Genomic DNA, 26,065 nt, shown 5'->3' on the forward strand with positions numbered 1-26,065 from the left:
AAACTGACATGCACTCGTCTACGCTGATCATTGTTCTGTTGGGTATCATGGCCCTGGCCTACTATATGGGCCGCAAGCGCTCCTTGAATCTGGTGAGCGGTCGGGTCAGGGATCTCCACTCACTCCCCTCCTACTACGGTCTCCATACCGCCCTATGGTGTGGCATTCCAGCCCTGCTGTTGTTCGTGCTCTGGGTCTCCTTTGAAGGCTCGGTGGTGACCGGGATGGTGGTGGACGGCCTGCCGGCGGAGATTCGGGAGCTGCCCCCCGAGCGGCTCAACCTGGTTATGAACGACGTCCGCAACCTGGCCCAGGGTGATATCGTCTCCCGGGAGGTGGACGAGATCATGCAGAGTGCTGCCGATCACTACTCCTCCCTGCTTCGGATCAGTGATATGGCCCTGTTCGTGATGGCGCTTTCGATAGCCATCATCGGCGGCCTGCTGGCGCAACGCTCCATCAGCCGCCACCAGCGCGCCCGTAACCGGGTTGAGAAGGCGATCAACTTCTTCCTCGTATCCAGCTCATCCCTGGCGATCTTCACCACCATCGGTATCGTACTGTCGGTACTCTTCGAGTCGATCCGTTTCTTTCAACAGATTCCGGTAACTGAATTCCTGTTCGGCCTGGAGTGGTCGCCCCAGACGGCGATCAGAGCGGACCAGGTCGGCTCCTCCGGGGTATTCGGCGCCATTCCGCTGTTTGCGGGTACCTTTCTGATTACCCTGATCGCCATGTTCGTGGCGGTTCCCATCGGCCTCATGTCGGCGATCTACATGGCCGAGTATGCGGGCAAACATTTCCGTGCCCTGGCGAAACCGGTCCTTGAGATCCTGGCCGGTATCCCCACGGTTGTGTATGGCTTCTTTGCCGCCTTGACCGTGGCACCCTTCTTTCGCGACATGGGCGCCTCCCTGGGACTGAGTGTCTCCTCGGAGTCGGCCCTCGCCGCGGGTGTGGTGATGGGGATCATGATCATCCCCTTTGTCTCCTCCCTGTCGGATGACGTCATCAACGCGGTGCCCCAGGCGATGCGCGACGGCTCCTATGGCCTCGGGGCCACCCGTTCCGAAACCATTCGCCAGGTGATCATTCCGGCTGCCCTGCCGGGTATCGTCGGTGGTGTGCTGCTGGCGGTGTCGCGGGCCATCGGCGAGACCATGATCGTGGTCATGGCCGCCGGTCTCTCCGCCAACCTCACGGCGAATCCCCTGGAGGCGGTGACCACGGTGACCGTGCAGATCGTCACCCTATTGGTAGGCGATCAGGAGTTCGACAGCGCCAAGACCCTGGCGGCCTTCGCCCTTGCCCTGGTGCTGTTTGTCATCACCCTGGCCCTCAACATGATCGCTCTGCACATCGTGCGTAAATATCGTGAACAGTATGAATAATCAGCAGCAACAACACGAGAATACGGTGCTACGGGTCCAGCAGGGTCTGGAGCGCCGCTATCGTCGGGAAAAACGTTTTCAGAGAATCGGCCTGGGGGCGATTATCCTCGGCCTGGTGTTCGTCTCGTTCCTGTTTATCAGCATATTCGCCAACGGCTACACCGCCTTTCAGCAGACCTATGTGAAGCTCGATATCGACTTCGATCCGGAGCTGATCGCGCCGGTAGGGGAAACAGACCTTGAGGTACTCTCCGGGGCCAACTACGGCGGGCTGGTGAAGAAGACCCTGCGGGAGATGTTCCCGGATGTCACCAATCGTCGTGAGAAGAAGGTCCTGTATGGCCTGGTGAGCACCGGCGCCAGCTACCAGCTGCGGGACATGGTGATGCAGGATCCCGCCCTGATCGGTACTCAGCAGAGTGTCTGGCTGGTGGCGGACGACGATGTGGATATGCTGATCAAGGGGCATATCGATCTGAATGTTCCCGAGAGCGACCGGCGCATCAAAAATAACCAGATGGTGTGGATCCAGTCGCTGCAGGCGGAAGATCGCATCGAGAAGCACTTCAATACCACATTCTTTACCGCGGGTGACTCACGTGAACCCGAGTTGTCGGGTATCAAGGGTGCCGCCTTCGGCTCCTTCTTCACCCTGTTGATCTGTCTCTTGATCTCCTTCCCGGTGGGGGTGGCCGCAGCGGTCTATCTTGAAGAGGTTGCCCCCAAGAACCGCTGGACCGACATCATCGAGGTCAACATCAACAACCTGGCGGCGGTACCCTCCATCGTCTTCGGTCTGTTGGGCCTGGCGGTGTTCATCAACTTCTTCGGCCTGCCCCGCTCGGTACCCCTGGTGGGCGGTCTGGTGCTGGCCCTGATGACCCTGCCGACGATCATCATCGCCAGTCGTGCCGCGTTGAAGTCGGTACCGCCCTCGATACGCGAGGCGGCGCTCGGGGTCGGGGCTTCGCCGATGCAGACCATCACCCATCACGTATTGCCCCTGGCGATGCCGGGTATGCTCACCGGCACCATCATCGGCATGGCCCAGGCCCTGGGTGAGACCGCGCCCCTGTTGATGATCGGCATGGTGGCCTTCATCGTGGATATCCCCGGCGGGCCCTTCGATCCCTCGGCGGTGCTGCCGGTGCAGATCTACCTCTGGGCCGACAGCCCTGAGCGGGCCTTCGTGGAACGTACATCCGCGGCGATCATGGTGCTGTTGGCTTTCCTGATCAGTATGAATCTGTTGGCCGTCTGGCTGAGAAAGAAATTTGAGCGGCGTTGGTAAGCCAATGCAAGCGAGGTAAGTATGCAAGAGTTAGTCAATGAGAGTGGCGTGGTCTCCAAAACGCTTAACCCGGAACCCGTAACCGAGGCCGATATGCAGGCATCCTATGAACAGCATGGCAGTGGGACGATCGGGGAGATCTATGTGGATGATCCCCGCATGACCTGCAGAAACGTGAATGTCTACTACGGTGAGAAGCAGGCCATATTCGATGTCAATCTGGATATCGGCAAGAACCAGGTGATCTCCATGATCGGGCCCTCCGGTTGTGGCAAGTCCACCTTCCTGCGCTGCCTCAACCGTATGAACGACACCATCGATATCTGCCGCGTCTCCGGCCAGATCAAGATGGATGATCAGGACATCTACGACGGCGGTCTGGATGTGGTGCCCCTGCGCGCCAGCGTCGGCATGGTGTTCCAAAAGCCCAATCCGTTTCCGAAGTCGATCTATGACAATATCGGCTACGGACCGCGCATCCATGGACTCAGCGACGATGCCAGGCACCTGGACGAGATTGTCGAGAAATCACTCATCCGGGCCGGTCTCTGGGACGAGGTCAAGGATCGTCTGGATCAGCCGGGAACCGGTCTTTCGGGTGGCCAGCAGCAGCGCCTCTGTATCGCTCGGGCGATTGCGGTCAGCCCGGAAGTGATCCTGATGGACGAACCCTGCTCCGCCCTCGATCCCATCGCTACCGCAAAGATCGAGGAGCTGATCGACGAGCTGCGGGAGAACTACACCATCGCCATCGTCACCCACTCCATGCAGCAGGCGGCAAGGGTGAGTCAACGCACGGCCTATTTCCATCTCGGCAAGCTGATCGAGGTGGGTGAGACGGATCAGATCTTTACCAATCCCCGGCATAAATTGACCGAAGACTATATTACCGGTCGCTTCGGATAGGGATAAAAGCAAATGAATGAGATGACCAGCGGACATACCGTAAAGGCATACAACGAAGAATTGGATAGCATCAACCGGCTCGTGGTCGAGTTGGGTGAGTTGGGTTTAGATCAGTTGCGCCGGGCGGTGCAGACACTCAAGGATGAGGACACCAAGGAGGCGGGTCTGGTCATAGACCGGGATCGGGAGTTGAATGAAATCGACGTCAAGGCCGATGAGGAGATCATCCTCCTGATCGCCAAGCGCCAACCGGTGGCCAAGGATCTGCGGGATATCCTGACGGTGCAGAAGATCATCACCGACCTGGAACGGGTCGGCGACGAGGCGCGCAAGATCGCCAACCTGACCATTCACTTCTATGACAATGGCAAGCCGCCACCAAGCAATGAGATCCTGAGTGATATCTATGATATGGCCAGCTTCGTCGACGAGATGCTGAGTTTGAGCCTGCGGTCGTTTATCGATGTGGACAGCAAGGCTGCAATGGCTGTCATCGAGCAGGAGAAGCGACTATTCGATGAGTTCCGGGGCGCCTTGCGCCGGCTCTCCACCTTCATCATGGAAGACTCACGCAGTGTCGGTCATGTGGTGGATATCGTATTGGCCCTGCGCGCCTTGGAGCGCATCGGTGGCCATGCCAAAAATATCGGTGGCCATGTGATTTTCCTGATGACCGGCAAGGATGTCAGGCACGAGGATATCAACGTAATCCACAGCGAGTTGGCGAATCTGAGTTAGACCGGCCAAACAGGGTTCCATCAGGTTGCGGATTGCTGCTTGATCGCGACCGGAGAAACCCGCCATATCCGCTCGCAATACTCTTTAATGGCACGATCCGATGAGAACCAGCCACAGCGGGCGGTATTCAAAATCGAAGCCCGCGTCCATTTGGACTTGTCATTCCAGACATGATCCACATGTTGTTGGCTAGTTCGATAGGCCGAGTAGTCCTCCAGCACAAAAAAGTGGTCATGCCCCAGTAAATTCTCCACCAGGGGACGGAATCTGTTACCGTCACCAGCGGAAAACAGACCATCGTTAATGGCATCGATCACGGCACGCAGTTGTGGATCATTGAGATAGTGATCGCGGGGTTGGGTATTGCCGGCGCGCCGGGTCGCCACCTCGGATTCGGTGAGGCCGAAGAGAAAGAAATTCTCTGCACCCACCCGTTGACGAATCTCAATGTTGGCCCCATCCAGGGTGCCGATGGTCAGGGCGCCGTTCAGGGCGAACTTCATATTACCCGTGCCCGATGCCTCCATGCCTGCGGTTGAGATCTGCTCCGAGAGGTCGGCGGCGGGGTAGATCCTCTCGGCGCTGCTGACATTGAAATTGGGCAGGAAGGCGATGCGCATGCGATCGCGAACATCCGGGTCAGCATTCACCCTGTTGGCGACAGCGTGGATCAACTCGATGATCAGTTTGGCGAAGTGATAGCCTGGGGCGGCCTTGCCGGAGAAGAGCCAGGTTCGTGCGGGTGCGTCGGGATACAAACCCTGTTTCAGATCCAGATAACGACCAATGATGTGCAGGATGTTGAGGTGCTGGCGTTTGTACTCATGGAAACGCTTGATCTGGCAATCGAGCAGGCTGGTTGCCTCCACTTCCATGCCCGAGGTGTTGCGGATGGTCTGTGCCAACAGCTGTTTGTTGTGCAGCTTGACCTCTCGCCAGGCCGCTTGAAAATCGCTTTTACCGGCCCACTCCTCCAGCTCCTGCAGACGTGCCAGATCCTTTGTCCAGGCGTCACCGATGGTATCGTTTATCAACCCGGTCAAGGTCGGATTCGCCAGTATGAGGAAGCGACGTGGGGTTACCCCATTGGTGACATTGGTGAAGCGTTGTGGATCCAGGGTATGGAAATCCTTCAATACACGCTGTTGCAACAGACGGCTGTGCAACTTTGCCACACCGTTGATTGTGTGGCTGGCGACTGATGCCAGATGGGCCATGCGTACGCTACGGCCGAATCTTTCATCGATGAGGGAGAGTCTCGCCAATAGACCAACATCGTCGGGTGCTTGCATTCGAACCCTATCCAAGAATCGGCGGTTGATCTCATAGAGGATTTCCAGATGCCTCGGCAGGATCTCGCCAAAGAGTTCCACCGGCCAGGTTTCCAGGGCTTCCGGGAGCAGGGTGTGGTTGGTATATGAGACACTCCTGCGAACCAGTTTCCATGCGTCGTCCCAGTCCATTTCATGCACATCGATCAACAGCCGCATCAACTCCGCCACCGCAATCGCCGGATGGGTATCGTTGAGTTGGATAGCGAACTTCTCCGGCAGCAGTTCCAGAGAGCTGTTCTGTTGCAGCAGCAGGCGGATGATGTCCTGGATGGTGCAGGAACAGAAAAAATACTCCTGCTCCAGGCGCAGGCGCTTGCCCTGCATCGGTTCGTCATTGGGATAGAGCACCTTGCTGATCGTCTCCGAGGCGATCTTCTCGTCAACCGCCCGTTCGTAGTCGCCCAGGTTGAACGCATCCAGGTTGAATGATTCGCAGGCCTGCGCATTCCACAGCCGCAGCAGATTGACCGTGGCTACGCGATAGCCGGGTATCGGCGTGTCATAGGCCACCCCCTTGACCAGGCGTTGGGGGTGCCAGCGCACCCGGTAACGGCCGGACTCATCCCTGTAGTGATCGGTAGTGCCGCCGAAACCGATCTCGAAGTTGATCTCCGGTCGGGGGACCTCCCAGGGATTTCCGCCGCGCAACCATTTGTCCGCAAGTTCCACCTGACGCTCATCCCTGATGGCCTGTTCGAAGATGCCGAACTCATATCGAATGCCATAGCCGATGGCAGGGATCTGCAGGGTGGCAAGGGAGTCGAGATAACAGGCCGCCAACCTGCCCAGGCCGCCATTGCCGAGACCGGGTTCAGGTTCCTGGGCGGCGATCTCATCGAGATTCAGCCCAAGCGCTGTCATGGCCTTACGGATCTGCGGCTCGATGCCCAGGGCCAGCATGGCGTTGCGCAGGTGCGGACCTGGCAGGTATTCCGCGGAGAGGTAGCAGACGCTGCGGCTTGCCTGACGGTAGTAGGTGCTCGCCGTGTCGATCCAGTTGCTCAATAGGCGATCGCGTACGGTCCATGCCAGGGCCAGATAGAAGTCATTGAGGGATGCCACCTCGGGAAAGCGGGCCTGAACAAAGTAGAGATTGTCCAGGAACGAGTGACGAATGGAGTCCACATCCGCGGCGGTACGGTAATCGGAAAACTCTGTTTTCTTCATAAGCGTTTTTGGCTATGTTTTCTTCAATTAAAGCTTAATAAACCGGAATAGCCCAATTGCATGGTTGTGCCAGGCATGCGGTTAAATTAAACACCTGTGGTTTTGGCGCTTTGTGGGCCATTATTATTGTCTGCATGGAACTTTCCTGAGATGACAGTGTAATTAGAGGTAAACGCTAAATGGATTTGTATGGATATACCTTATACTCTGAATGAAGGGTAGACTTTACCCATTCGCATTCGAGTGGAGCCGTAATATCCGGACAGGTTATCGATAAGGGATTTTTATGTATCACATAGCTAGTAAACACCTGCCTCTGTTGCACCTCTACCCCATCGCGCTCTGTTTGGTGTTGATGGTCACCGGTTGTTCAGTCTCCTATTCGACCGATGTTGATAGCGAGCAAAAGATCTCCGAAGAGAGCGGCAATTTCAACGGCAACCTGAATGAGGGTGATCAGTTCGGTCTGGCCCTGGCCAATATCGGAGACCTGGAGGTCGATGGCGTCACCGATCTCGCTGTGGGCGCCCCATTCAGTGACGACAATGGGCAGGATCGTGGCGCGGTATGGATTCTGTTCATGGATAGTGACGGAGAGGTGGATACCCATCAAAAGATCTCGGAGGACGATGGGGATTTTAACGGCGACCTGGACGACGGGGATCAGTTCGGCCGCGCCGTCGCGCCCCTGGGCGATCTGAACAACGATGGTTTTCGGGACATCGCGGTGGGTGCCCCGCTGGATGACGATGCCGGCACCGACAAGGGGGCTGTCTGGATCCTGTTTCTCGATGGTGAAGGCACGGTCCTGTCGGAACAGAAGATCTCGGATGATGAGGGAGAGTTCGAGGGGGATCTGGATGACAATGATCAGTTTGCCCACTCCCTGGCCAATATCGGTGACCTGAATAACGATGGTGTCACGGATCTGGCGGTGGGGGTGCCCAACGATGACGATGGTGGAACCGACCGGGGTGCCGTCTGGATACTCTTTATGAACAGTGATGGCACGGTGCTTTCATCACAAAAGGTATCCTCCGATGAAGGTAACCTGGACTCTGATCTGGACGATGGAGATCACTTCGGCAGTGCCTTGACAGAGATCGGTGACCTGAATGGGGATGGGGTAACCGATCTGGCCGTGGGTGTCAGTGGTGGTGATGATGGTGGAACCGACCGTGGCGCGGTATGGATTCTGTTCATGAACAACGACGGTACGGTGGCGTCGAAGAAGCGCATTTCCCAAAGCCGCGCCTCATTCGATGGAGAGTTGAGTGACAACGACTTGTTTGGCAATGCCCTGGCCAATCTTGGGGACATCAACGATGACGGCACCGATGATCTGGCCGTCGGCGCCAAGCAGAGTGATGATGGCGGCGCGCAAAAGGGTGCGATTTGGGTCCTGTTCCTGGAGACCGACGGTGAGGTCGTCTCAACCTCGAAGATATCCTCTACCGAGGGTAACTTCGATGGTGACCTGGATGGCGGTGATCAGTTCGGCGGCTCCATCGCTCTGGTGGGCGACCTGGACGGTGACGATTTGAACGACATGGCCGTTGGTGCAAGCCTTGACGATGATGGCGGTACCGACAAAGGTGCTGTCTGGATGCTCTTCATGGATGACGTGGTGACAGAGTATGACCGGCAAGAGGGTGGCATCTTCAATATGTCCCAGGATGAGCTGTCCAACCTGCTACAGGGTACGGGTGGGGGGAACTGATGCGAGGGTTAGAGCATCTCCTGGGGATCCACATCGATTGACCAGCGTACCCGGCGCGCAGCGGATAACTGCGTGATCTCCGAGACCCACTTCCCCAGCCACTGATGCAGCGGCTGACGTTGGGCCGATTGAATCAGTAGATGGGCTCTAGTCTTTCCCGCCTTGCGCGCCATGGGTGCGGGTACCGGTCCCCAAAATTCGAGGGGTTCGCTGCCATGCAGCGCCCTGCCAACCTCGATCGCCCGATTGAGAAAGTTTTCCGGATCTGCGGCCTTGGTCGATTCCGCGCGTAGCAGTACCTGGTGGGAGTAGGGAGGAAAGGTGGCGGCGCGCCGCTCGTCCAGGGCCTCTGCGGCAAAGGCCTCGTAACCCTTGGAGGTCAGCAACTGCATCAGGGGGTGGTCCGGATGGCGGGTCTGAATCAATACCTTTCCCGGACGCTCAGCCCGACCGGCCCTGCCTGCCACCTGCACTACCAGTTGCGCCATGCGTTCAGAGGCACGGAAGTCGGCACCGAAAAGTCCTTGGTCTATATCCAATATGGCAACCAGGGTGACAGCGGGGAAGTGGTGGCCCTTGGCCAGCATCTGGGTACCCAACAGGAGAGGAAAATCGCCCGCCTTGACCCGGGACAGCAGCTGCTCCAACGACCCCTTGCGGCTGGTGGAGTCCCGGTCGATACGTGCCAGGGGGGTATCGGGGAAGAGGCGCTGCAGGGTCTCTTCCACACGCTCGGTTCCCTGTCCCAATGGGCGCAGATCCGGACTGCCGCAGCTGGGGCAGTGGACCGGCTCAGGGCGCTGATGGCCGCAATGGTGACACCATAATATCCGCAGTTGTCGATGGTGGGTCATGCGTGCATCGCAACGGGGGCAGTCGGTCAGCCAGCCACAGGCATGGCAGGTCAGCATCGGCGCATAGCCGCGCCGGTTGAGAAACAGCAGCGCCTGTTCTCCCGCGTCGAGGGTCTGACGCAGCTGCTTGATCAATGCGGGTGAGAGACCGCCATCGAGATGGACGCTGCGTATATCCAGTAGTTTCAGTGGCGGCATGCGGGCATTGCCCACCCGTTGGGTAAGATTCAAGCGGCTATAGCGCCCTTCAGCCGCATTCCGCAGGGATTCCAGCGAGGGGGTGGCGGAGCCAAGCACCACCGGGCAGCCGCACTGCTGTCCCCGTACCAGGGCCAGGTCTCTGGCCGAGTAGCGAAAGCCTTCCTGCTGCTTGTAGGAGAGGTCGTGCTCCTCGTCGACGATGATCAGGCCCAGCTTGGGCATGGGGGTGAACACCGCGGAGCGGGTACCGATCAGGATCGGCCGATGTGCACGTCTGACCCCGTGCCATACTCGCTCCCTCTCCCCATCGGCCAGGGCGGAGTGGAGTACGGCGACTCCCGCACCCATACTCGTTTGAAAACGCTGTAACAGCTGTGGGGTCAGGCCTATCTCTGGTACCAGCAGCAGCGCCTGTTGACCCCGGGCAACGACCCGTTCCACCAGGCGCAGGTAGACTTCGGTCTTGCCGCTGCCGGTGACGCCCTGAAGCAGAAAGGGTTTGAAGCTGCCCAGATTGCGCTCTACCTGTGCGACAGCCTCACCCTGTTCCTGGTTGAGGTCTATGCTGTGCGGATTGGTTGTGACGGGGTGGACAGCTTCCGGGATTGGGCAGGCCTCGATCCAACCCTTCTCCAACAGGGTACGGATCACCGCCTGGGAGATCCGGTGGCGGTTCAGCAGGGTTGGACGATCCAGGCCGTCGCTTGCCTGGGCCAGGGCCTGCAAGAGTGCGAGTTGTTTTGGCGCCCGCCGCAGGGACTCCGGGTTGACTGTTTTGCCCAAGGCAGTGAGACGAACCCCATTGTGTCTGATCCTGGAACCGCTGTGTTGTTTACGCAGTGTGACGGGCAGGGCATGGAAGATCACATCACCCAGGGGGTGTTGGTAGTAGCCTGCGGCCCAATGCAACAGGCGTAGATCCGGGGCTGCAAGCAGGGGTTGTGGATCGATCTGCTGCAGTGCCCGTTTGAGCCGCTCCGGTGGCACATCGCTCTGGGCTTTCATCGCGATCAGGACACCGGTGCGGCTGCTGGGTCCAAACGGGATTTGATAGCGACATCCGATGCTTGGGTTGTGGGCTGGGTCGGTGGGTGGCAGATAGTCGTAAAGCGCCCTTAAGGGACCAGGCAAAGCGATCTGCAATATAGGGTCTGAAGCCATGCCGGAGACTGTATCATGGGTGTAGAAAGGAGGTGGGATTTTACCTAAATCACTATTGGTGGATAGGAATTATTTTTTTCCACAACATTTGTGGATAACTTTGTGCGTAATTTCAGGATATGAGGCCAAAGGCCTTGTCTACACTGGATTCCTATTAATTTGACCAGTTTTTCGCCAATTTTGATTTATGTCAATTTTTACAAGCGGTTATAGCATATAAGTTTGTTCTAATGTGTTTGTAAAGTCAGGTCAGTCGATGCTGTATTGCAGCACGACAAGGTGTGTGCATAAACAAGGCTTTGCACGTCAGTAACCGCTTACGCAGGGGCAAATCATCCTGCCATTGGGGGGTTGGAGATAGTTGTCGCACGAATGCGACAATACTATTTTTCACTGATTGTGATTAACCCGGATTTTCATACATCCTGAGAGAATGATGATCCAGGCATATTCGGCAAGGGGAGGAACGGTGGATAGTATTAATCCGCAAAATCAGCAGAGGCGAGGGAGGGCAGTGTCGTGACTCAATGGGAAATCATTGCGCAACACATCGCGCAGGCATCCAACAAGCCGTTCAATCCCCTGGAACCCAGGCATGTGGGCGGTGGATGTATCAATCAAGGGGTGCGTTTGACGGATGGGGAGAGGACCTACTTCGTAAAACTGAATAGCGCCGCCCTGCTGGATATGTTCGAGGCGGAAGCGGATGGTCTGAGGGCGATGGCCCAGACCCATACCATAAGGGTCCCGGAGCCCCTCTGTTCCGGCTTGAGTGAGAGACAATCCTACCTGGCCATGGAGTACATCGAGATGGGGCATGGCGGGCGCGGTGGCAGTGAGCTGGCGGGACGTCAGTTGGCCGCCATGCATCGCGACAGCCAGCCCGACTTCGGCTGGTTTCGGGACAACACCATTGGTTCCACACCCCAGGAGAATCAGGCCGCGGACAACTGGATCGACTTTTGGCGCGATCACAGGCTTGGCTTTCAGCTGCGCCTTGCCGCTCGCAACGGCTACGGCGGCACCCTGCAGCACAAGGGCGAACGCCTGTTGCAGCACTTCCATGTGCTCATCGATCATCAGCCGCAACCGTCACTGCTGCATGGAGACCTTTGGGGTGGGAACCTGGCCTATACCAAGGATGGCGATCCGGTCATCTTCGACCCCGCCGTCTACTATGGAGACCGGGAGGCGGATCTGGCCATGACCGAACTCTTCGGCGGCTTCGGCAACCGCTTCTATGATGCCTACCGGGAGGCCTGGCCCCTCGCGCCCGGCTACTCGACGCGTAAGATCCTGTATAACCTCTACCATATCCTCAACCACCTCAACCTGTTCGGCAGCGGCTACCTGGGGCAGGCCTCGTCGATGATCGACCGGTTATTGGCGGAGGTTTAAGGGACCGGGGGCGGCATGGACCTCAAGCAGTTAGTTCTTCTTGTTAGTGACCGACTTGATTTCACTGAAGCGGGCGCCCACTACCGGAAGGTCCGACTGGTCGTAGCACATCCTGGTACACATCTCCTGCAGCTGCTTGCCATACTTCTCCCGCAACTTGGCGTCGTTGTTGGTATCGTTTAAAAATTCAAACAGATTGGTATCGCGGTTAAGTACCGGTGCGGCATCTGAGTTAGGCATGGGCATGGATGCCACGAGCACAACCCACTGCGCACTGGAAACCACTCCGAACACGCGATCAACCACCAGGGACCAGGCTTCGACAGAGTCGAACCCCGACTGTTTTACCTGCGCTTCAAGGGCAGGGTATTCAGGCCATGCCTTGAGTTCACTCACCATCTCACGCGTGTACTTGCCCTCCAGTTGGGCCTTGGAGAGTTTTTTTGAAAGGGCGTCGTCTTTTTTTATCTTGGCCTTTACCTTGTCGAGCAGGTCGCTGGTGATGGGAACACTCTTCAGGAACTTGTCGATTTCTGCGTTTGTTATTGTGGAAGAGAGCGCCGGCATCGATGTTGTTAGAAAGGCGAGTGCGAAAAAAGTTAAGAGATAATGTTTCACTATCATGACTCCATTGTTAATGCTTTCCAGAATATAGAGGTGAACTCTATCATGATCTAAAAGTAAAATTATTGGCGATTCAGTAGGAATGTGATCCTGTAACGCTTGTTGAATGTCACTGAGCAGTCACTCTTTGGCTTGAATCAGATTGATAGAAATTGTTTTTGACTCTGATAATGTGAATGATGTTTTGTTGAAAGAAGGGGGGCCGAATAGTCCTTTCACATTGTCCGAGAAACCAATCCGCTCCGAAGGGATACCAAAAAGTCCTGTGTTCAGTTCTCCATCACCATTTTCATCGTAAACAACACTGACTGAATATGTCCCTGCTTTAAGATTGTTAAATACGAATCGTGCTCCACCCTCGCCATTTATGGGAACAATAAGTTCAATAATTGGTTCATGTAAGTAATTATCGGCGGACGAAAACAAGGAGGCGATTGCCTGGCCTGTATTTGATTTAGCGCTGTCAACGAGAACAGTTAGTGTTAAGCGACATCACCCATGCCCAATTGTCGTGTGCATAAAGCCACCAGCTGCCATATAGAGTTCCACCAATTCCGCACCAGAATAAAAATTGTAGTGCCAGTGGCATAACAAATTTTCTGAATTGAAGATACTCTTTTAGGGTCTGCATGATGTTTCCGCGAAGTTTAACGCTACCAACACAGGCAGTCGAAGCGCAGTGTAGGCTGTCCAGTGTAGTGCGTTTTTGCATTTCAAGATTGTGCTTGGCCTTGTTGGAAGTTTTTACACACATTGCTAAACTACCGGAAAATATTAAGTTGTAAAGCAACGACCTGCCAACTCAGTTTTATGAACTCTAGTTGACATTTTATTTAGTGCCTTATATTCGGGTCTGCTGTCGAGTAAATGAAACACTATTTCTTTATGCCCTAGCTCGTTTGCCCAGCGCATGTGAGTTTTGAAAATGAGTAAACCAAAGCCCCAAAACTTTTTCGAGATAACAATAGCTATTTCAAAGCCTTTATCATCTGGCTTGATACCACGCCAACCTGCTAATACTCCACCTATATAGACTGCTCGAACACGACAACCTTGCTTCTTATCGATACTGATTTTATTTTCCATCCACGCTTGAAGGCTGGCGCTATCAAAAGGGTGATGATCAATTAAATGTTTTCTCAGGGTATCTTCATTGACAATCTCTAATAAGTATTCCAGATTCACTTTATTAAAACAGAGATACTCGATTTCACTCATACCTGAAAACTTCCAACGCTAAGTGCAGCTTCACTTTTGGTGGTGTGGAATTTTGTGTAACATGGCGAAGCCATACACAAAACGGGGCGCTGACGAAAATGTCAGCTGGCACGCATTGTATGGTTTATACAATTATATTTAATATTTTAGTAAGCGATTATTTTTTTGAAATTCATTTATAATCTCTGTTAAAGGATCTAGTAATTTTTTATAATTCATTTTATCTTGGCCTGAAACAATATATTCTTTGATTTCACTTGTTACTTCAATTTTTAACATATCAACTGATTCAGGCAAAATATTTTCTAGTTTATCGAGTTTGTTTGATACAGTAAAAATGCTATTCTGTACTTCTTGGCGAGGATTAGATACGCCATGTGTATCTACTGAAAATAGCAAGCTTTCTTCTAATTTGTTTTCTAAAAAATACTTGTAATAGTCAGTATTAAAGCCCTTTTCACAATATCCTTGACCAGGCCTTATCCTCTCTCTTATTTCTCTTTCTTGTTGCTGTATTTGATCTAGCTTAATAGCAAATATGAATCCAGATTGTTTTAGAGCTTCAGATATTTTATCATCTGACTTTTTCCATCCGTTAATTAGAAACAAGAGTGCAACATCTAAGTCTGAAGTCCAATCGAGGAAGCGTGTTTCAAATCCATGATGCTGGAAAATACTTAACCATTTTCCTGCACCAAACTTAATATCACTCTTGGTATTCTTAGAAAAGAGATCGTTTACATATTTTGGCATACGCTCAATGTAACGGCATATAAGTTTTTCATAGTTATCATATTCGTTTATCCTCTTAGGATTATTCTTATCTAAGCGTCCCAATTTTGGTGTGCATTGTGTGTCACCATAATCTTTCCACTCTGAACGAAAAATATACCCTTGCTTGTGATCTTTGATAAATTTATCAAATTCTGATTGAGTAGATATTTTAAGATTATTAACTGACATTATTTACATTTACTAATTAATAAAAAACAATCCAATTAACCGGACACCCATCTACAATTAACCGGACAATTAACCGGACACCCATCTACAATTTGCCAAAAATATTTTAATCTGGCAATCTTTAATCATCATCAGCTATCAAGGAGTGATACGATGCCCAAGCCAAGGAAAGCCCTTGTTCTACTGGAAGAAACCCCCTATTACCACTGCGTCTCACGCTGTGTCCGCCGTGCCTTTCTTTGTGGTGTAGACGCGCATACCGGCAAAAGCTATAAACATCGGCGCCAATGGATCGTCGATCGCATGAAACTGCTGACCGATGTTTTCGCCATCGACATCTGCGCCTATGCTGTCATGTCAAACCACTACCACGTCATCCTCCATGTGGATACTGAATGCGCCGCCGAGTGGAGTGAGCAAGAGGTGATCACCCGGTGGGAGCGTCTCTTTTCGCTGCCTGTGCTCGTCCAGCGTTATCTCTCTCAGGATGCCATTACCCGTGCGGAGCAGGAAACGGTTTCGGAACTGCTGACAAAATGGCGCAAACGGCTGCACGATATCAGCTGGTTCATGCGCTGTATCAACGAACCGATTGCCCGCCAGGCCAACCAAGAGGACGACTGCACCGGACGCTACTGGGAGGGCCGATACAAATCCCAGGCACTTTTGGATGAGAAGGCCCTGACAGCCTGTATGGCCTATGTGGATCTCAATCCGGTACGGGCAGGGTTGGCAGAGACACCCGAGCAGTCTGATTACACCTCCATTAAAGAACGATCCCTTCTATTCAGAAAGACCCCTGACAGTGCTGAAGTTTCCAACGCCCCCAGTGGTCTGCTACCTTTTGCCGGTTACCCACGAAAGGATATGCCCAAGGGACTACCCTTTCGTCTCAAAGACTATCTTGAACTTGTCGATTGGACGGGACGCGCCATCCTGGAAAACAAACGGGGTTATATACCTGATCACAAATCCCCTGTTCTTGAACGATTACAGGTCGATCCCAAGCATTGGCTTTATATGACGCAGCATTTCGAGAGTCGCTTCAAAGGGTTGGTGGGAGCCAGTCATGCACTTAAAGCGGCCTGTCGAAAACTTGAGTTTCGACGAACACCGAATCTGGGGGCAGTACTGCACTTACTCGCCTAGCGCCCCCTTTCAAAAGTCAAATAGAAACGTGATCAGTCCAGGCTGAGATGATGCTGTGACCAGTAGTGAGAAATCATCTATAACAAACTTACATTAATCTAAAAATCTGGCAGTTTTTCACTTATCCAGTTCATATGGCGCCATTATTTATGACGAGATGGTATGACTATCTTGATTTATTTGGTCGCAAGAGTGAAGGCTGTTTTGAATGGGTGTCCTGTTTATTCCCTGTTTATTCCTGTTTATTCTGTGAAAGGCCAATGCCTGCAACAAGCAATATATTTGCGGCCATAGAAATACCAGTGACAACCCATGCTGCCGTTGTGAAATCCCAGAACGGAATGTCGTGCCACCACCACTCAAAGAGAATGGGAGCAAAGGTAGTACCGAACGGAAACATTGACGTAAAACCGATAAAAATTGATAGCACGATGAATGCCAAAATGCCCTTGAATATTGTAAGTTCGTAATAGCCTGTAAAATAAAGGCTATAGATCAGGAAGCCAAATACAATCAAACCTGAAACGGTCTTAAATATGGCGCCAGTACCTGCCACAGCATCGGCTACATTACTCATTTTCGTTCTCCTTTTTACACATAACGAGCCTGTCGAAAAACCTGATTTCGGAAAATAGATTTCCCTATGATCAATTTTTGACAAAGCTTTTTCATTGTTTTACTGATTAATCAACTTCTTTAATTGTTGCACCAAACTTTGTTTCATTCTCGATTCTAAGTCCATTCCCATCCATACCGGTGGATCTTCAGGATATTGTGTAACATCATCATCAATTTCCATTGACCGTCAACTTTCCTTTTGCCTCTATAGCTGAACCGATTGATCCCAATGGCATCAGTGAGATGGCCAAACACCGGTTCAACCGTACCTAATCGTTGACTGTAGATATGGCGGCCTCTTGGGCTATCGATCTTACGCTTCATCCGTTCGAGGATTCCCGCCTTCTGTTCCTGCGTGATATCCAGTGTGACATTGATCTGCCTTGGTGTATGCTGGGCCTCGTTTCTCAGGCAGCGTTTCCTCAAGCCGCAGTTGTCGCAGTCTTGTTCGTAGCCCTGGAACTGCATGAACAGGTGATGGCCGATTCTTGCCCGACGGGCTTTTAGCCACATTGCCTTTCCGGCAGGACACCGGCAAGTCTCGTTATTGCGGTCAACCTTAAACTCGCTCTGGCTGAACCGTTCCTTCTCTTTACGCTTGTTTCTCTCTTTCGATGCCTTGTGATCCTTGAACCGGGGGTCGCGGGCGCGAAAGCCGGTGTCCGCCAGATAGCCGTCTATGCCTTCGGCTTCCAGGTATTCCAGGGTATCCCGGTTGTGGTATCCCGAGTCGGCAGTGATCTTGGTCTTTTGCAGTTTCCTCTCTTCTTTGGGGCTGCTCTCTTTGAAGGTCTCCCTGATCCCTTCTATTACGGGCTTGAGCAGACCATGTTCCTGGCCTTGCCCAAAGGCTTCGGCGTGCACGACCACCTGGTGTAGACTGTCGGCGGCGGCAACGCCGGTGTAGCCCTGGATAACCCCGTGGCTGGTCTTCATCTTGGCGCTTTCGTTGTCGGTGATGTTGCTTTTGACCCTCTTCCCGCTTGTGCCCTTGCGCTCGGGCTCGGTGTCCAGGTGCTGTTTGATCTTACGTGAGGCTGCTCGCAGCTTTTTGATCTGCTCTTGCTCTCGCTCGTAGATATCCGGTTGTTGTTCCGCTGTATCCTGCTCACGATGGCGTTGCAGCATGCGTCGCACCGCGCGATCGATCTTCTGTCGTTTCTTCTTCAGTTCAGCATGTGTGCCGCTCCAGCTCTTGGACGCGTTTGAGGGCAGCTTGCAGCCATCAACGGCGAACATCTCTTTACCGATCAGGCCTAACCGATCACACACCAATACGACTTGTCCAAACAGGTCGGCTATCGTATCAGGGGCGCGGGAGATGAAATCTGCTACTGTACTGTGGTCGGGTTGCAGGTCTGCCGACAGCGCCATGAACACGATATTCTCGCGACATAGGCGTTCGATCTGACGGCTGCTGGTAATGCCCTTGGAATAGGCAAGAATGATGATCTTTAACAGCAGTTTGGGATCATAGGCAGGCCGGCCTGTGCTGTCGTTTTGATACTGTTGGTCAAATGCGCTTATATCAAGCTCGTTATCGATCAGGTAGGAGAGGGAGTATTCGAAACTGCCCGGCAGGATTTGTTTCTCATAGGACACGGGCAGCATTTTCATCTGATCGTAGTTGTAATCCTTATAACGTGCCATCTTCCTTTCTCCATGCACCGTTATTGTCTATGTGATTTTATCGGATTATGGGGTTTTCCGACAGCCTCAACGCTGTAAATCACCGGAAGCCAAACGACGCTTTTGACTGCCCGTGTGAATTTGCCTTGTTAGCTGATAGCTCGCTATGGACTAAATGCATAGCGCAGCCCATTGCCTGCTATTTTGGTGTTATTTGACAAGATTAGTTCGTAAAAATGAATGATTGCTTTACACCCTTTCGAATATTCTTCCCTGTTTTGTAAATTTTGCGCATCCAAGTAATTAGCATCATCACCTAGCTGAACAATAATATGTGCCATTAATTCTTCTGCTGCGGCGGTATCAGTCTTCGGGCTATTTGTCACATAGCTATCAGCAATCACATAACTCAACGCATCCATCATTGGCATCAATTCTTCTTTGGATAAATGTTTAGTTATCTCTAATGATCCGTATTGTTCAGGATATAGATTTTTTATACACAAAATAGGCTCTTTCTTTTCAAGTGTTGCAAGAATATTTATAGTCTCACGAGCATACATTATCAAAGCTTTGTCACTTGTTATTGGTAATGCCTTAACAGCTAACAACTGAATATAAGCTCCAATTCCCTGTTGTATCTCAATCATGCTTGCACCATTTGCCATTTGCGCTTCCATATTATTGATGATCTTTTGATACGTGTCAGGCTCATACTTTTTAATGGCTTGAAATGCTGATAATTCTTTGAGCGCCTCTTCCAAGCCGGCCCTATCAACAGAGCCATACTCAATGGATTTTAAATTAGAAGGATTTACAACTTTGTGTACGACTCCGGCATTTAGCATTTCTTCGATGGTTGGATACCATAAATCATCTTTATTCGCTATGAATATTCTATCTATAAATTCCTGGCTAATACCTCGCCTTTGATAGATCCGTAAATCTTTTTCTTGTTCAGCGGGCATATCAACATAAGGATCAAGACTTTGTGTTCCTACTTTATATTGATGAAAAGCGAGGTTTGCACCTTTAGCTAGAAATCGCTTATTACCAGATATGAATGCCGTACCACACGCTGAGTAACAGCCTTTTAACGTGTAAGTATCAAGTCCATTAATAAGAATAATTTTCGAAAGCTCTCTACCTTCATAGATTCTTCCACCAATGCTATCGAGTATGATTCCTTTAACACTGGGGTTCTTAGACACCAATTGTTTGACTTCTTTTGCAATTCCAAAACCTAAACCTCCTTTCAAATGAATAAGGTCTCCGCGATCGGTCAACTCTACTTGATAATCTCCGTATTCATCCTTTCCAAAACCAATTTGATATAAATCCTTATATACTGGCCATGAAACATTCATATTGACCAGGGTTCCAAGAAGGCCTAATATAACCAAGACTTTAACTGCGCCCGGCCAAAATCCCTTTTTCATTTCCTCTATATGTCTATTTGCAGAACGCCATAACCCTATTATTTGCCAAGGATAAACAACAGCAAGCGCTGTAAATACATAGGCAATAGTAACCTGTGATGCCACAACAGGGTTTTCGATTGGGGTTGCTTCCGTTAACCATACTTCAAAAATACGGATGCCTAGATTGATTAGAAATACGTTAATCCAGAAGGATATCGCCAGCGAAAGCTCGCCGCGCCAGTGCTTTAGGATATAGGCCAATTCTTTTTCCCTTTTTCAGCTAACGCCTGCTTAAAATGCGCCGCCAGGCGTCATTTTGAAGCATTTGTTAGTCAAATTACTCAAACTCTTGATATGCCTTTTTGAAGGCATCTCTAAGCCTCTCTCCATCGGGAGTATCTCTAGCCAAGCCATCAAGATAACCTCTTGGGCCAAATACAGAATCCTTGATATCTTCAACGAAACTCCAGATACTAACACTAAATCGGTAGGTGTTATTCTCAACGTTTACTATTGATAAATGATTGCTTCTATCATTATGAAAATATTGCCAACTATAATTCTTTTTACCGTACCTTGCCTTAGGAAGAGGCTGAGCCATATGAACCAACTTGTGTCTAAACACTTTTTGAATCAGCTTGGCCTCTAGCTCAGGATACCTCATGTAGTCAGTCATATAATTCAAAGACTTATTCGTAATCCCAAAATCTATTTTGGATGTACATGAACTTTGTTGTTGCTCATCCGTAAGCGTACACTTCCAATACAATGTTCCCAGCAAATCAATTGTTGAAAAGCAGTACAGAAGTGCCGGAAAAGGAGCTGGCCAGCTCCCATTATTCGTGTTTTCTAAGATGCAAAAGCTAACATCTTTCTCCAAGGAATCAATTCTAACTTTTAGCAATCTTCTAGCATTAGTAATTATTTCATTCATTTCGCAATGACCGTACGAGGGCTAACAGTCGAATTAAAAGGACAATGCCCTTTTAATACATATTATCAGGATGTCCTTTATAATTATTGTGTAAAAAATATAAGTTCCTAACTAATTGAATTCCCTTGTGATAATAGCATGTATTACGTAGTGGCCAGTTAAAAAGGACACTGTCCTTTCAATTATCTTTGAAATGGATGTCTAACTGTATATTCTCTGATCACATCATCTGCTACGAAGGGACTCGCACAAATGCGTAATTCATCCCCCTTTCTTAAATCCATTGCTGATTACATGTTAGTGCGGCGGTACAGTAAACAGACCATAGATTCATATTTTTACTGGATCAAGTATTACATTATTCATCATCGAAAACGGCATCCAAATGATATGCATGATGCTGAAGTCGTGGAATTTCTGACGCACTTGGCACGGGATCGTCGGGTTGCGATAGCCACTCAGAAAATTGCCTTGAATACGTTTGGAGTCCGGCGCCGATATAAGAACAGTTCAAGAGCAATTGGGACATGGCGATGTGAAGACTACAGAGATCTACACTCACGTACTGAAGCGTGGGGCACATGGTGTCAGAAGCCCCTTTAGCGGTCTGAATTTAGCAGGCGCCACTGATCTCCTTATACCAACTGGGCAAACCCTATTTAGGTTAGCCAAGGATTCAGGTCGATAGCCCGAGCCCTTCGAGTACTTCGATCAAACGTTCATTCTGCTGCGGGGTACCGATGGTAATGCGCAGATATCCGCTGATTCTCGGTTGCCGGAAGTGGCGCACGAGCACCCCTTTCTCACGCAGTCTTGCGGCGATATCCGACGCATCCCGGGCGGGGTGATGGGCAAAGAGAAAATTGGCGGCGGAGGGCAGCACCTGGAATCCCAATGCCTGCAGTTGGCTGCTTAACAGTTCCCTGGATTCAATGATCTGAGCGCATACCTGTTTGAAGTAGTCCTGGTCCTTGAAAGCGGCGGTGGCGGCAGCGGCGGCTAGTCGATCCATGGGGTAGGAGTTGAAACTGTCCTTGACCCGGATCAGTCCCTCGATCAATTCTGTATTGCCCATGGCCAAGCCGATGCGCAGTCCGGCCAGGGCGCGGGATTTGGAGAGTGTCTGGGTCACCAGCAGATTGGGATAACGATCGATCAGGGTCGCCGCGCTTTCACCCCCGAAGTCGATATAGGCCTCATCGATGACCACCACCGAATCCCGATTGTGCTTGAGCAACCACTCGATCTTTTGCAGCGGCAGCAGCATGCCGGTGGGGGCGTTCGGGTTGGGGAAGATGATGCCGCCGTTGGCTTGGGTATAGGGCTCCAGGTCGATGTTGAATCCAGCGTCCAGGGGAATGGTTTGGTACTCGATGCCATACAGCCGGCAATAGACCGGGTAGAAGCTGTAGGTGATATCGGGAAACAGCAAGGGTTGGGATTGTTGAAAGAGGGCGAAGAAGGCGTGGGCGAGCACCTCGTCGGAGCCGTTGCCGATAAAGACCTGTTGTGGTGTCAGGCCGTAGTGGTCCGCCACGGTTTCACGTAACAGGGTTGAACTTGGATCGGGATAGAGACGCAATCCATCGTCAGCCGCTTGATTGACGGCCTCGATCACCCGGGGGGATGGCCCGTAGGGGTTTTCGTTGGTGTTGAGCTTGACCAGGTCATCGATGCGCGGCTGCTCCCCGGGGACATAGGGTGAGAGTTGACTGACGATCGGGCTCCAGTAGCGGCTCATGGTGAGGGTGTCCTGATTCGGTTGCTTGTCTTGATAGACGGCGGGACCTGTCCCGCCTACTCCTTGGTCTGTTTGAATCGATACTCGGCAGAACGGGCGTGGGCGGTGAGTCCTTCGCCTCTGGCCATGACCGACGAGGTTCTGGCCAGGCTGTCGGCGCCTGCCGCAGAGGCCATGATCAAACTCGAACGCTTTTGAAAATCATACACCCCCAGAGGTGATGAGAAGCGTGCCGTGCGCGAGGTCGGCAGGACATGGTTCGGCCCGGCACAGTAGTCACCCATCGCCTCCGCGGTATAGCGGCCCATGAAGATGGCGCCTGCGTGGTGAATCTGTTTGGCCATCGCCTGGGGATCGGCCACCGACAACTCGAGATGTTCCGGGGCGATGTGATTCGCCACCTCCACCGCTTCAGCCATATCCTTCACCTGCACCAGGGCACCACGAACCCGCAATGCGGTGGCGATGATCTCCTGGCGCTCCATGCTCGGCAGCAGCTTGTCGATACTCTCACTCACTTGCTGCAGAAAGTCCGCATCCGGGGAGAGCAGGATCGACTGGGCATCTTCATCGTGCTCCGCCTGGGAGAAGAGATCCATGGCGATCCAGTCGGGATCGGTCTCCCCGTCGCAGATGATCAGGATCTCCGAAGGACCCGCAACCATGTCGATGCCCACCTGTCCGAACACCGCCCGCTTGGCGGTGGCCACATAGATGTTGCCCGGGCCGACGATCTTGTCCACCGGGGGAACACTCTCGGTGCCATAGGCCAGGGCCGCCACCGCCTGGGCGCCGCCTACGGCAAACACCCGGTCGACCCCGGAGACATGGGCCGCGGCCAGTACCAGTTCATTCAGCTCCCCATCCGGGGTCGGCACCACCATGATCAGTTCCGCCACCCCGGCGACCTTGGCGGGGATGGCGTTCATCAACACCGATGAGGGGTAGGCGGCCTTGCCCCCGGGTACATACAGACCGACCCTGTCGAGGGGGGTGACCTGCTGACCCAGCAGTGTGCCGTCCGGCTCGGTGTAGGACCAGGAGTCCATGATCTGATGTTCGGCGTAGGCGCGGATGCGGTTGGCGGAGAGCTCCAGGGCCTCGCGCTGTTCCGCCGGTATGCTGTTCCAGGCCTGTTGCAGGCGCTCCAGTGGAATCTCCAGATCACCGGGTTGGGTTGCCTGCCAGCGGTCGAAGCGGTTGGTGAACTCCACCAAGGCAGTGTCGCCCTCGCTGCGAATCGCCCGAATGATCTCATTCACGGTGTCGTTGACCCCGGTGTCTGAAACCGACTCCCAGGCCAGCAGCGCATCGAGTTGTTGCTGGAAGTCAGCATCAGCGGTCGATAGTTTGCGTATGTCGCTCATTCCGGATTCCACCGATATGTTCAGGTTGTGGGTTGGGATACCGCGTCCCGAAAGGCATCGATCAGCTGCATGACCAGGCTGTGTTTCATCTTCCAGGAGGCCTTGTTGACCACCAGCCTGGAACTGATGTCGGCGATGTGCTCGAGGGGCACCAGTCCATTCGCCTTGAGGGTGTTGCCGCTCTCCACCAGATCCACGATCAGGTCGGAGAGGCCGACGATGGGTGCCAACTCCATGGAGCCGTAGAGCTTGATGATCTCCACCTGCTCCCCCTTGGCGGCAAAAAAGCGCTGCGCACTCTTCACATACTTGGTGGCAATGCGTAAGCGTCCGTTGTTTTGATTCCTGTCAGGGTAACCGGCCGTCATCATGCGGCATTGGGCGATCTTCAGATCCAGGGGCTCATACAGGCCCTCGCCGCCATGCTCCAGCAACACATCCTTACCGGCGATACCCAGGTCGGCGGCGCCGTACTCCACATAAGTGGGAACATCCGTTGCGCGGATGATGACCAGTTTCACCAGTTCATGGTTGGTGTCGAGGATCAGCTTGCGGCTGGTCTCCGGATCGTCTGCGGGCTCGATGCCGGCATGGGCCAGCAGCGGCAGACTCTGGTTGAAGATGCGCCCCTTGGATAGCGCGATGGTAATGGGTGCGTCGAATTTCATGGCTCAGTTTATGTTTGGCACGGATTTGGAGCTGGAAGGATATATTAACTGGCGGCCAGCGGCCAGCGGCCAGCGGCCAGCGGCCAGCGGCCAGCAGCGAGCGGCCAGCTGGATACCGGGTCTGGCTGGTAGCTGGCAGCTGACAGCTCCTAACTAGGAAGGCGTCTGATTTCACCGCCCAGGCCGGCCAGTTTCTCCTCGATGTTTTGATAACCCCGATCGATATGGTAGATGCGGTCGACCAGGGTCTCCCCCTCCGCCACCAGTCCGGCCAGCACCAGACTGGCCGAGGCACGCAGATCGGTGGCCATCACCGGTGCACCGGTCAGGTTGTTGGCCCCGGTACAGATTGCGGTATTTCCCTCAAGCTTGATCTGGGCGCCCATGCGCTGCAGTTCCTGCACATGCATAAAACGGTTTTCGAAGATGGTTTCGGTGACGATGCCAACCCCTTCGGCCACCGAATTGAGTGCCGTGAACTGTGCCTGCATGTCGGTGGGAAATGCCGGATAGGGCGCCGTGTAGACATCCACGGCCTGGGGACGATTGCCCTTCATATCGAGGCTGATCCAATCCTCGCCGAGGTCGATTTCGGCCCCCGCCTCACGCAGTTTCTGCAGTACCGAATCCACCAGCTCCGGGCGGGTGTCGCGTATCTTGATGCTGCCCTGGGTAATGGCCGCGGCCACCAGGAAGGTGCCGGTCTCGATCCTGTCGGGTAGTACCTCATATTCGGTTCCCTGCAGACTATCCACGCCTTCGATGGTGATATTCGGTGAGCCGGCACCGGAGATCTTGGCCCCCATCTTGTTCAGGCACTCCGCCAGGTCCACCACCTCGGGTTCACGGGCTGCGTTTTCGATCAGGCTGGTGCCCTTCGCCAGTGCGGCGGCCATCATCAGGTTTTCCGTACCCGTTACCGTGACCATATCCATGACGATTCTCGCCCCATGCAGGCGTTCACAGCGGGAGCGGATATAGCCGTTTTCCACTTCGATGTCGGCGCCCATGGCGCGCAATCCCTCGATGTGCAGATTGACCGGACGTGAGCCAATGGCGCAGCCACCGGGGAGGGAGACGTCGGCCCGGCCGAAGCGGGCCAACAGGGGTCCCAGCACCAGGATGGAGGCGCGCATCGTCTTCACCAGTTCATAGGGGGCGCTGAATTCAGTGATGGTATTGGAGTTGACCTCTATACCCATCTTCTCATCCACCATGAGCGAGGCGCCCATGCCTCCAAGCAGCTCCATGGTGGTTGTGATGTCATGCAGATGGGGAACGTTGCTCACCCGCATGGGGCCTTCGGACAGCAGGGTAGCGGCCAGGATCGGTAGGGCGGCGTTCTTGGCGCCAGCAATGCGTACTTCGCCCGACAGGGGGTTGCCCCCGCGAATAATCAGTTTATCCATGCTATTGCTCGTCGTTGATATGGATTCACCAAACTTCTCTCCTCGCGCATTGATTGGCGCTTTTTCAGGTGCAACAGAGCCGATTGGATCAGTGTTGACAGGCCCTAAAACAAAAAAAGACCGAAAATGATAACGAAATCTGGAGAAAACCGCGACTTTACCA

General features: G+C 53.0%; 21 protein-coding genes and 2 pseudogenes. 9 read left to right on the forward strand and 14 right to left on the reverse strand.

Annotation, left to right across the window (positions count from 1 at the left end; translation table 11 throughout):
* The first annotated feature begins 8 nt into the window (after positions 1 to 8).
* From pstC to phoU, 4 genes are all read left to right on the forward strand, one after another.
* Positions 9 to 1,391, forward strand: a complete 1,383-nt coding sequence (pstC, locus tag R2K28_RS00810) for a phosphate ABC transporter permease subunit PstC (RefSeq protein WP_316367541.1) — start codon at positions 9 to 11, stop codon at positions 1,389 to 1,391.
* Positions 1,384 to 2,682 (forward strand): phosphate ABC transporter permease PstA, encoded by a 1,299-nt coding sequence (gene pstA, locus R2K28_RS00815; protein WP_316367542.1) that lies wholly within the window; start codon positions 1,384 to 1,386, stop codon positions 2,680 to 2,682. The genes pstC and pstA overlap by 8 nt, the downstream gene beginning before the upstream one ends.
* Before the next feature lie 93 nt (positions 2,683 to 2,775).
* Positions 2,776 to 3,588 (forward strand): phosphate ABC transporter ATP-binding protein PstB, encoded by an 813-nt coding sequence (pstB, locus tag R2K28_RS00820; RefSeq protein ID WP_316369806.1) that lies wholly within the window; start codon positions 2,776 to 2,778, stop codon positions 3,586 to 3,588.
* 12 nt (positions 3,589 to 3,600) lie between these two features.
* The gene (gene phoU / locus R2K28_RS00825) at positions 3,601 to 4,326 is read left to right on the forward strand and encodes a phosphate signaling complex protein PhoU (RefSeq protein WP_316367543.1); all 726 of its coding nucleotides are present in this window, start codon (positions 3,601 to 3,603) and stop codon (positions 4,324 to 4,326) included.
* A gap of 20 nt (positions 4,327 to 4,346) precedes the next feature.
* On the opposite strand, the gene R2K28_RS00830 is transcribed toward phoU, so the two are convergent.
* Positions 4,347 to 6,827: a glycogen/starch/alpha-glucan phosphorylase gene (locus R2K28_RS00830; protein ID WP_316367544.1), complete on the reverse strand. Its 2,481-nt coding sequence runs from the start codon at positions 6,825 to 6,827 to the stop codon at positions 4,347 to 4,349.
* A 286-nt stretch (positions 6,828 to 7,113) separates the two neighbouring features.
* On the opposite strand from R2K28_RS00830, the gene R2K28_RS00835 reads away from it, so the two are divergent.
* A complete protein-coding gene (locus R2K28_RS00835) occupies positions 7,114 to 8,547 on the forward strand; it encodes an integrin alpha (RefSeq protein ID WP_316367545.1) in 1,434 nt (477 codons plus the stop codon).
* Between the two features lie 8 nt (positions 8,548 to 8,555).
* On the opposite strand, the gene R2K28_RS00840 is transcribed toward R2K28_RS00835, so the two are convergent.
* Positions 8,556 to 10,763 carry a primosomal protein N' gene (locus R2K28_RS00840; RefSeq protein WP_316367546.1) on the reverse strand — a complete coding sequence of 736 codons (2,208 nt, stop codon included), beginning with the start codon at positions 10,761 to 10,763 and terminating at the stop codon, positions 8,556 to 8,558.
* Between the two features lie 519 nt (positions 10,764 to 11,282).
* Between R2K28_RS00840 and R2K28_RS00845 the strand changes: the two genes are divergently transcribed.
* Positions 11,283 to 12,161 (forward strand): fructosamine kinase family protein, encoded by an 879-nt coding sequence (locus R2K28_RS00845; RefSeq protein WP_316367547.1) that lies wholly within the window; start codon positions 11,283 to 11,285, stop codon positions 12,159 to 12,161.
* A 30-nt stretch (positions 12,162 to 12,191) separates the two neighbouring features.
* On the opposite strand, the gene R2K28_RS00850 is transcribed toward R2K28_RS00845, so the two are convergent.
* From R2K28_RS00850 to R2K28_RS00865, 4 genes are all read right to left on the reverse strand, one after another.
* Positions 12,192 to 12,779, reverse strand: coding sequence for a hypothetical protein (locus R2K28_RS00850; RefSeq protein WP_316367548.1), 588 nt, complete (start codon positions 12,777 to 12,779; stop codon positions 12,192 to 12,194).
* A gap of 126 nt (positions 12,780 to 12,905) precedes the next feature.
* Positions 12,906 to 13,211, reverse strand: a complete 306-nt coding sequence (locus tag R2K28_RS00855; protein ID WP_316367549.1) for a DUF2141 domain-containing protein — start codon at positions 13,209 to 13,211, stop codon at positions 12,906 to 12,908.
* A 348-nt stretch (positions 13,212 to 13,559) separates the two neighbouring features.
* Positions 13,560 to 14,003, reverse strand: a complete 444-nt coding sequence (locus R2K28_RS00860; RefSeq protein ID WP_316367550.1) for a hypothetical protein — start codon at positions 14,001 to 14,003, stop codon at positions 13,560 to 13,562.
* Between the two features lie 138 nt (positions 14,004 to 14,141).
* Positions 14,142 to 14,966, reverse strand: coding sequence for an FRG domain-containing protein (locus R2K28_RS00865; protein ID WP_316367551.1), 825 nt, complete (start codon positions 14,964 to 14,966; stop codon positions 14,142 to 14,144).
* A 153-nt stretch (positions 14,967 to 15,119) separates the two neighbouring features.
* Here R2K28_RS00865 and R2K28_RS00870 point away from each other — a divergent pair, with 153 nt between their 5' ends.
* Positions 15,120 to 16,115 carry a transposase gene (locus R2K28_RS00870; protein WP_316367552.1) on the forward strand — a complete coding sequence of 332 codons (996 nt, stop codon included), beginning with the start codon at positions 15,120 to 15,122 and terminating at the stop codon, positions 16,113 to 16,115.
* A 232-nt stretch (positions 16,116 to 16,347) separates the two neighbouring features.
* Here R2K28_RS00870 and R2K28_RS00875 read toward each other — a convergent pair whose 3' ends face one another.
* The 4 genes from R2K28_RS00875 to R2K28_RS00890 all read right to left on the reverse strand — a co-directional run bounded on the left by R2K28_RS00875 (position 16,348) and on the right by R2K28_RS00890 (position 20,717).
* Entirely contained in the window at positions 16,348 to 16,692 is a 345-nt protein-coding gene (locus R2K28_RS00875; protein ID WP_316367553.1) for a hypothetical protein, read from the reverse strand.
* Positions 16,693 to 16,847: 155 nt separating this feature from the next.
* The gene (locus R2K28_RS00880; RefSeq protein WP_316365261.1) at positions 16,848 to 18,383 is read right to left on the reverse strand and encodes an IS1182 family transposase; all 1,536 of its coding nucleotides are present in this window, start codon (positions 18,381 to 18,383) and stop codon (positions 16,848 to 16,850) included.
* Positions 18,384 to 18,526: 143 nt separating this feature from the next.
* The gene (locus R2K28_RS00885; RefSeq protein WP_316367554.1) at positions 18,527 to 20,044 is read right to left on the reverse strand and encodes a hypothetical protein; all 1,518 of its coding nucleotides are present in this window, start codon (positions 20,042 to 20,044) and stop codon (positions 18,527 to 18,529) included.
* A gap of 76 nt (positions 20,045 to 20,120) precedes the next feature.
* Positions 20,121 to 20,717 (reverse strand): hypothetical protein, encoded by a 597-nt coding sequence (locus R2K28_RS00890; RefSeq protein ID WP_316367555.1) that lies wholly within the window; start codon positions 20,715 to 20,717, stop codon positions 20,121 to 20,123.
* 294 nt (positions 20,718 to 21,011) lie between these two features.
* On the opposite strand from R2K28_RS00890, the pseudogene R2K28_RS20375 reads away from it, so the two are divergent.
* A pseudogene (locus tag R2K28_RS20375) lies at positions 21,012 to 21,140 on the forward strand (phage integrase N-terminal SAM-like domain-containing protein); the annotation flags it as partial.
* 58 nt (positions 21,141 to 21,198) lie between these two features.
* Positions 21,199 to 21,405: pseudogene (locus tag R2K28_RS00895) on the forward strand (tyrosine-type recombinase/integrase); the annotation flags it as partial.
* On the opposite strand, the gene hisC reads toward R2K28_RS00895, so the two are convergent.
* The 4 genes from hisC to murA form a co-directional block, all read right to left on the reverse strand.
* Positions 21,394 to 22,458 (reverse strand): histidinol-phosphate transaminase, encoded by a 1,065-nt coding sequence (hisC, locus tag R2K28_RS00900; RefSeq protein WP_316367556.1) that lies wholly within the window; start codon positions 22,456 to 22,458, stop codon positions 21,394 to 21,396. The pseudogene R2K28_RS00895 and the gene hisC sit on opposite strands and share 12 nt — an antisense overlap.
* 56 nt (positions 22,459 to 22,514) lie before the next feature.
* Positions 22,515 to 23,825, reverse strand: coding sequence for a histidinol dehydrogenase (hisD, locus tag R2K28_RS00905; protein ID WP_316367557.1), 1,311 nt, complete (start codon positions 23,823 to 23,825; stop codon positions 22,515 to 22,517).
* A gap of 20 nt (positions 23,826 to 23,845) precedes the next feature.
* The gene (gene hisG / locus R2K28_RS00910) at positions 23,846 to 24,493 is read right to left on the reverse strand and encodes an ATP phosphoribosyltransferase (RefSeq protein WP_316367558.1); all 648 of its coding nucleotides are present in this window, start codon (positions 24,491 to 24,493) and stop codon (positions 23,846 to 23,848) included.
* Between the two features lie 149 nt (positions 24,494 to 24,642).
* Positions 24,643 to 25,902 (reverse strand): UDP-N-acetylglucosamine 1-carboxyvinyltransferase, encoded by a 1,260-nt coding sequence (gene murA / locus R2K28_RS00915; protein ID WP_316367559.1) that lies wholly within the window; start codon positions 25,900 to 25,902, stop codon positions 24,643 to 24,645.
* Between the last annotated feature and the right edge of the window lie 163 nt (positions 25,903 to 26,065).

The sequence above is a fragment of the Candidatus Thiodiazotropha sp. CDECU1 genome, from assembly GCF_963455295.1.
Taxonomy (GTDB): domain Bacteria; phylum Pseudomonadota; class Gammaproteobacteria; order Chromatiales; family Chromatiaceae; genus Thiodiazotropha.

Excerpts from the sequence above, each read along its gene's own strand:
- hisG (WP_316367558.1), bottom strand. The coding sequence starts at position 24,493 with ATGAAATTCGACGCACCCATTACCATCGCGCTATCCAAGGGGCGCATC.
- R2K28_RS00865 (WP_316367551.1), bottom strand. The coding sequence starts at position 14,966 with ATGTCAGTTAATAATCTTAAAATATCTACTCAATCAGAATTTGATAAA.
- R2K28_RS00880 (WP_316365261.1), bottom strand. The coding sequence starts at position 18,383 with ATGGCACGTTATAAGGATTACAACTACGATCAGATGAAAATGCTGCCC.
- hisC (WP_316367556.1), bottom strand. The coding sequence starts at position 22,458 with ATGAGCCGCTACTGGAGCCCGATCGTCAGTCAACTCTCACCCTATGTC.
- pstB (WP_316369806.1), top strand. The coding sequence starts at position 2,776 with ATGCAGGCATCCTATGAACAGCATGGCAGTGGGACGATCGGGGAGATC.
- R2K28_RS00875 (WP_316367553.1), bottom strand. The coding sequence starts at position 16,692 with ATGAGTAATGTAGCCGATGCTGTGGCAGGTACTGGCGCCATATTTAAG.
- R2K28_RS00835 (WP_316367545.1), top strand. The coding sequence starts at position 7,114 with ATGTATCACATAGCTAGTAAACACCTGCCTCTGTTGCACCTCTACCCC.
- pstC (WP_316367541.1), top strand. The coding sequence starts at position 9 with ATGCACTCGTCTACGCTGATCATTGTTCTGTTGGGTATCATGGCCCTG.
- pstA (WP_316367542.1), top strand. The coding sequence starts at position 1,384 with ATGAATAATCAGCAGCAACAACACGAGAATACGGTGCTACGGGTCCAG.
- R2K28_RS00840 (WP_316367546.1), bottom strand. The coding sequence starts at position 10,763 with ATGGCTTCAGACCCTATATTGCAGATCGCTTTGCCTGGTCCCTTAAGG.
- hisD (WP_316367557.1), bottom strand. The coding sequence starts at position 23,825 with ATGAGCGACATACGCAAACTATCGACCGCTGATGCTGACTTCCAGCAA.
- R2K28_RS00870 (WP_316367552.1), top strand. The coding sequence starts at position 15,120 with ATGCCCAAGCCAAGGAAAGCCCTTGTTCTACTGGAAGAAACCCCCTAT.
- R2K28_RS00860 (WP_316367550.1), bottom strand. The coding sequence starts at position 14,003 with ATGAGTGAAATCGAGTATCTCTGTTTTAATAAAGTGAATCTGGAATAC.
- R2K28_RS00890 (WP_316367555.1), bottom strand. The coding sequence starts at position 20,717 with ATGAATGAAATAATTACTAATGCTAGAAGATTGCTAAAAGTTAGAATT.
- R2K28_RS00830 (WP_316367544.1), bottom strand. The coding sequence starts at position 6,827 with ATGAAGAAAACAGAGTTTTCCGATTACCGTACCGCCGCGGATGTGGAC.
- phoU (WP_316367543.1), top strand. The coding sequence starts at position 3,601 with ATGAATGAGATGACCAGCGGACATACCGTAAAGGCATACAACGAAGAA.
- murA (WP_316367559.1), bottom strand. The coding sequence starts at position 25,902 with ATGGATAAACTGATTATTCGCGGGGGCAACCCCCTGTCGGGCGAAGTA.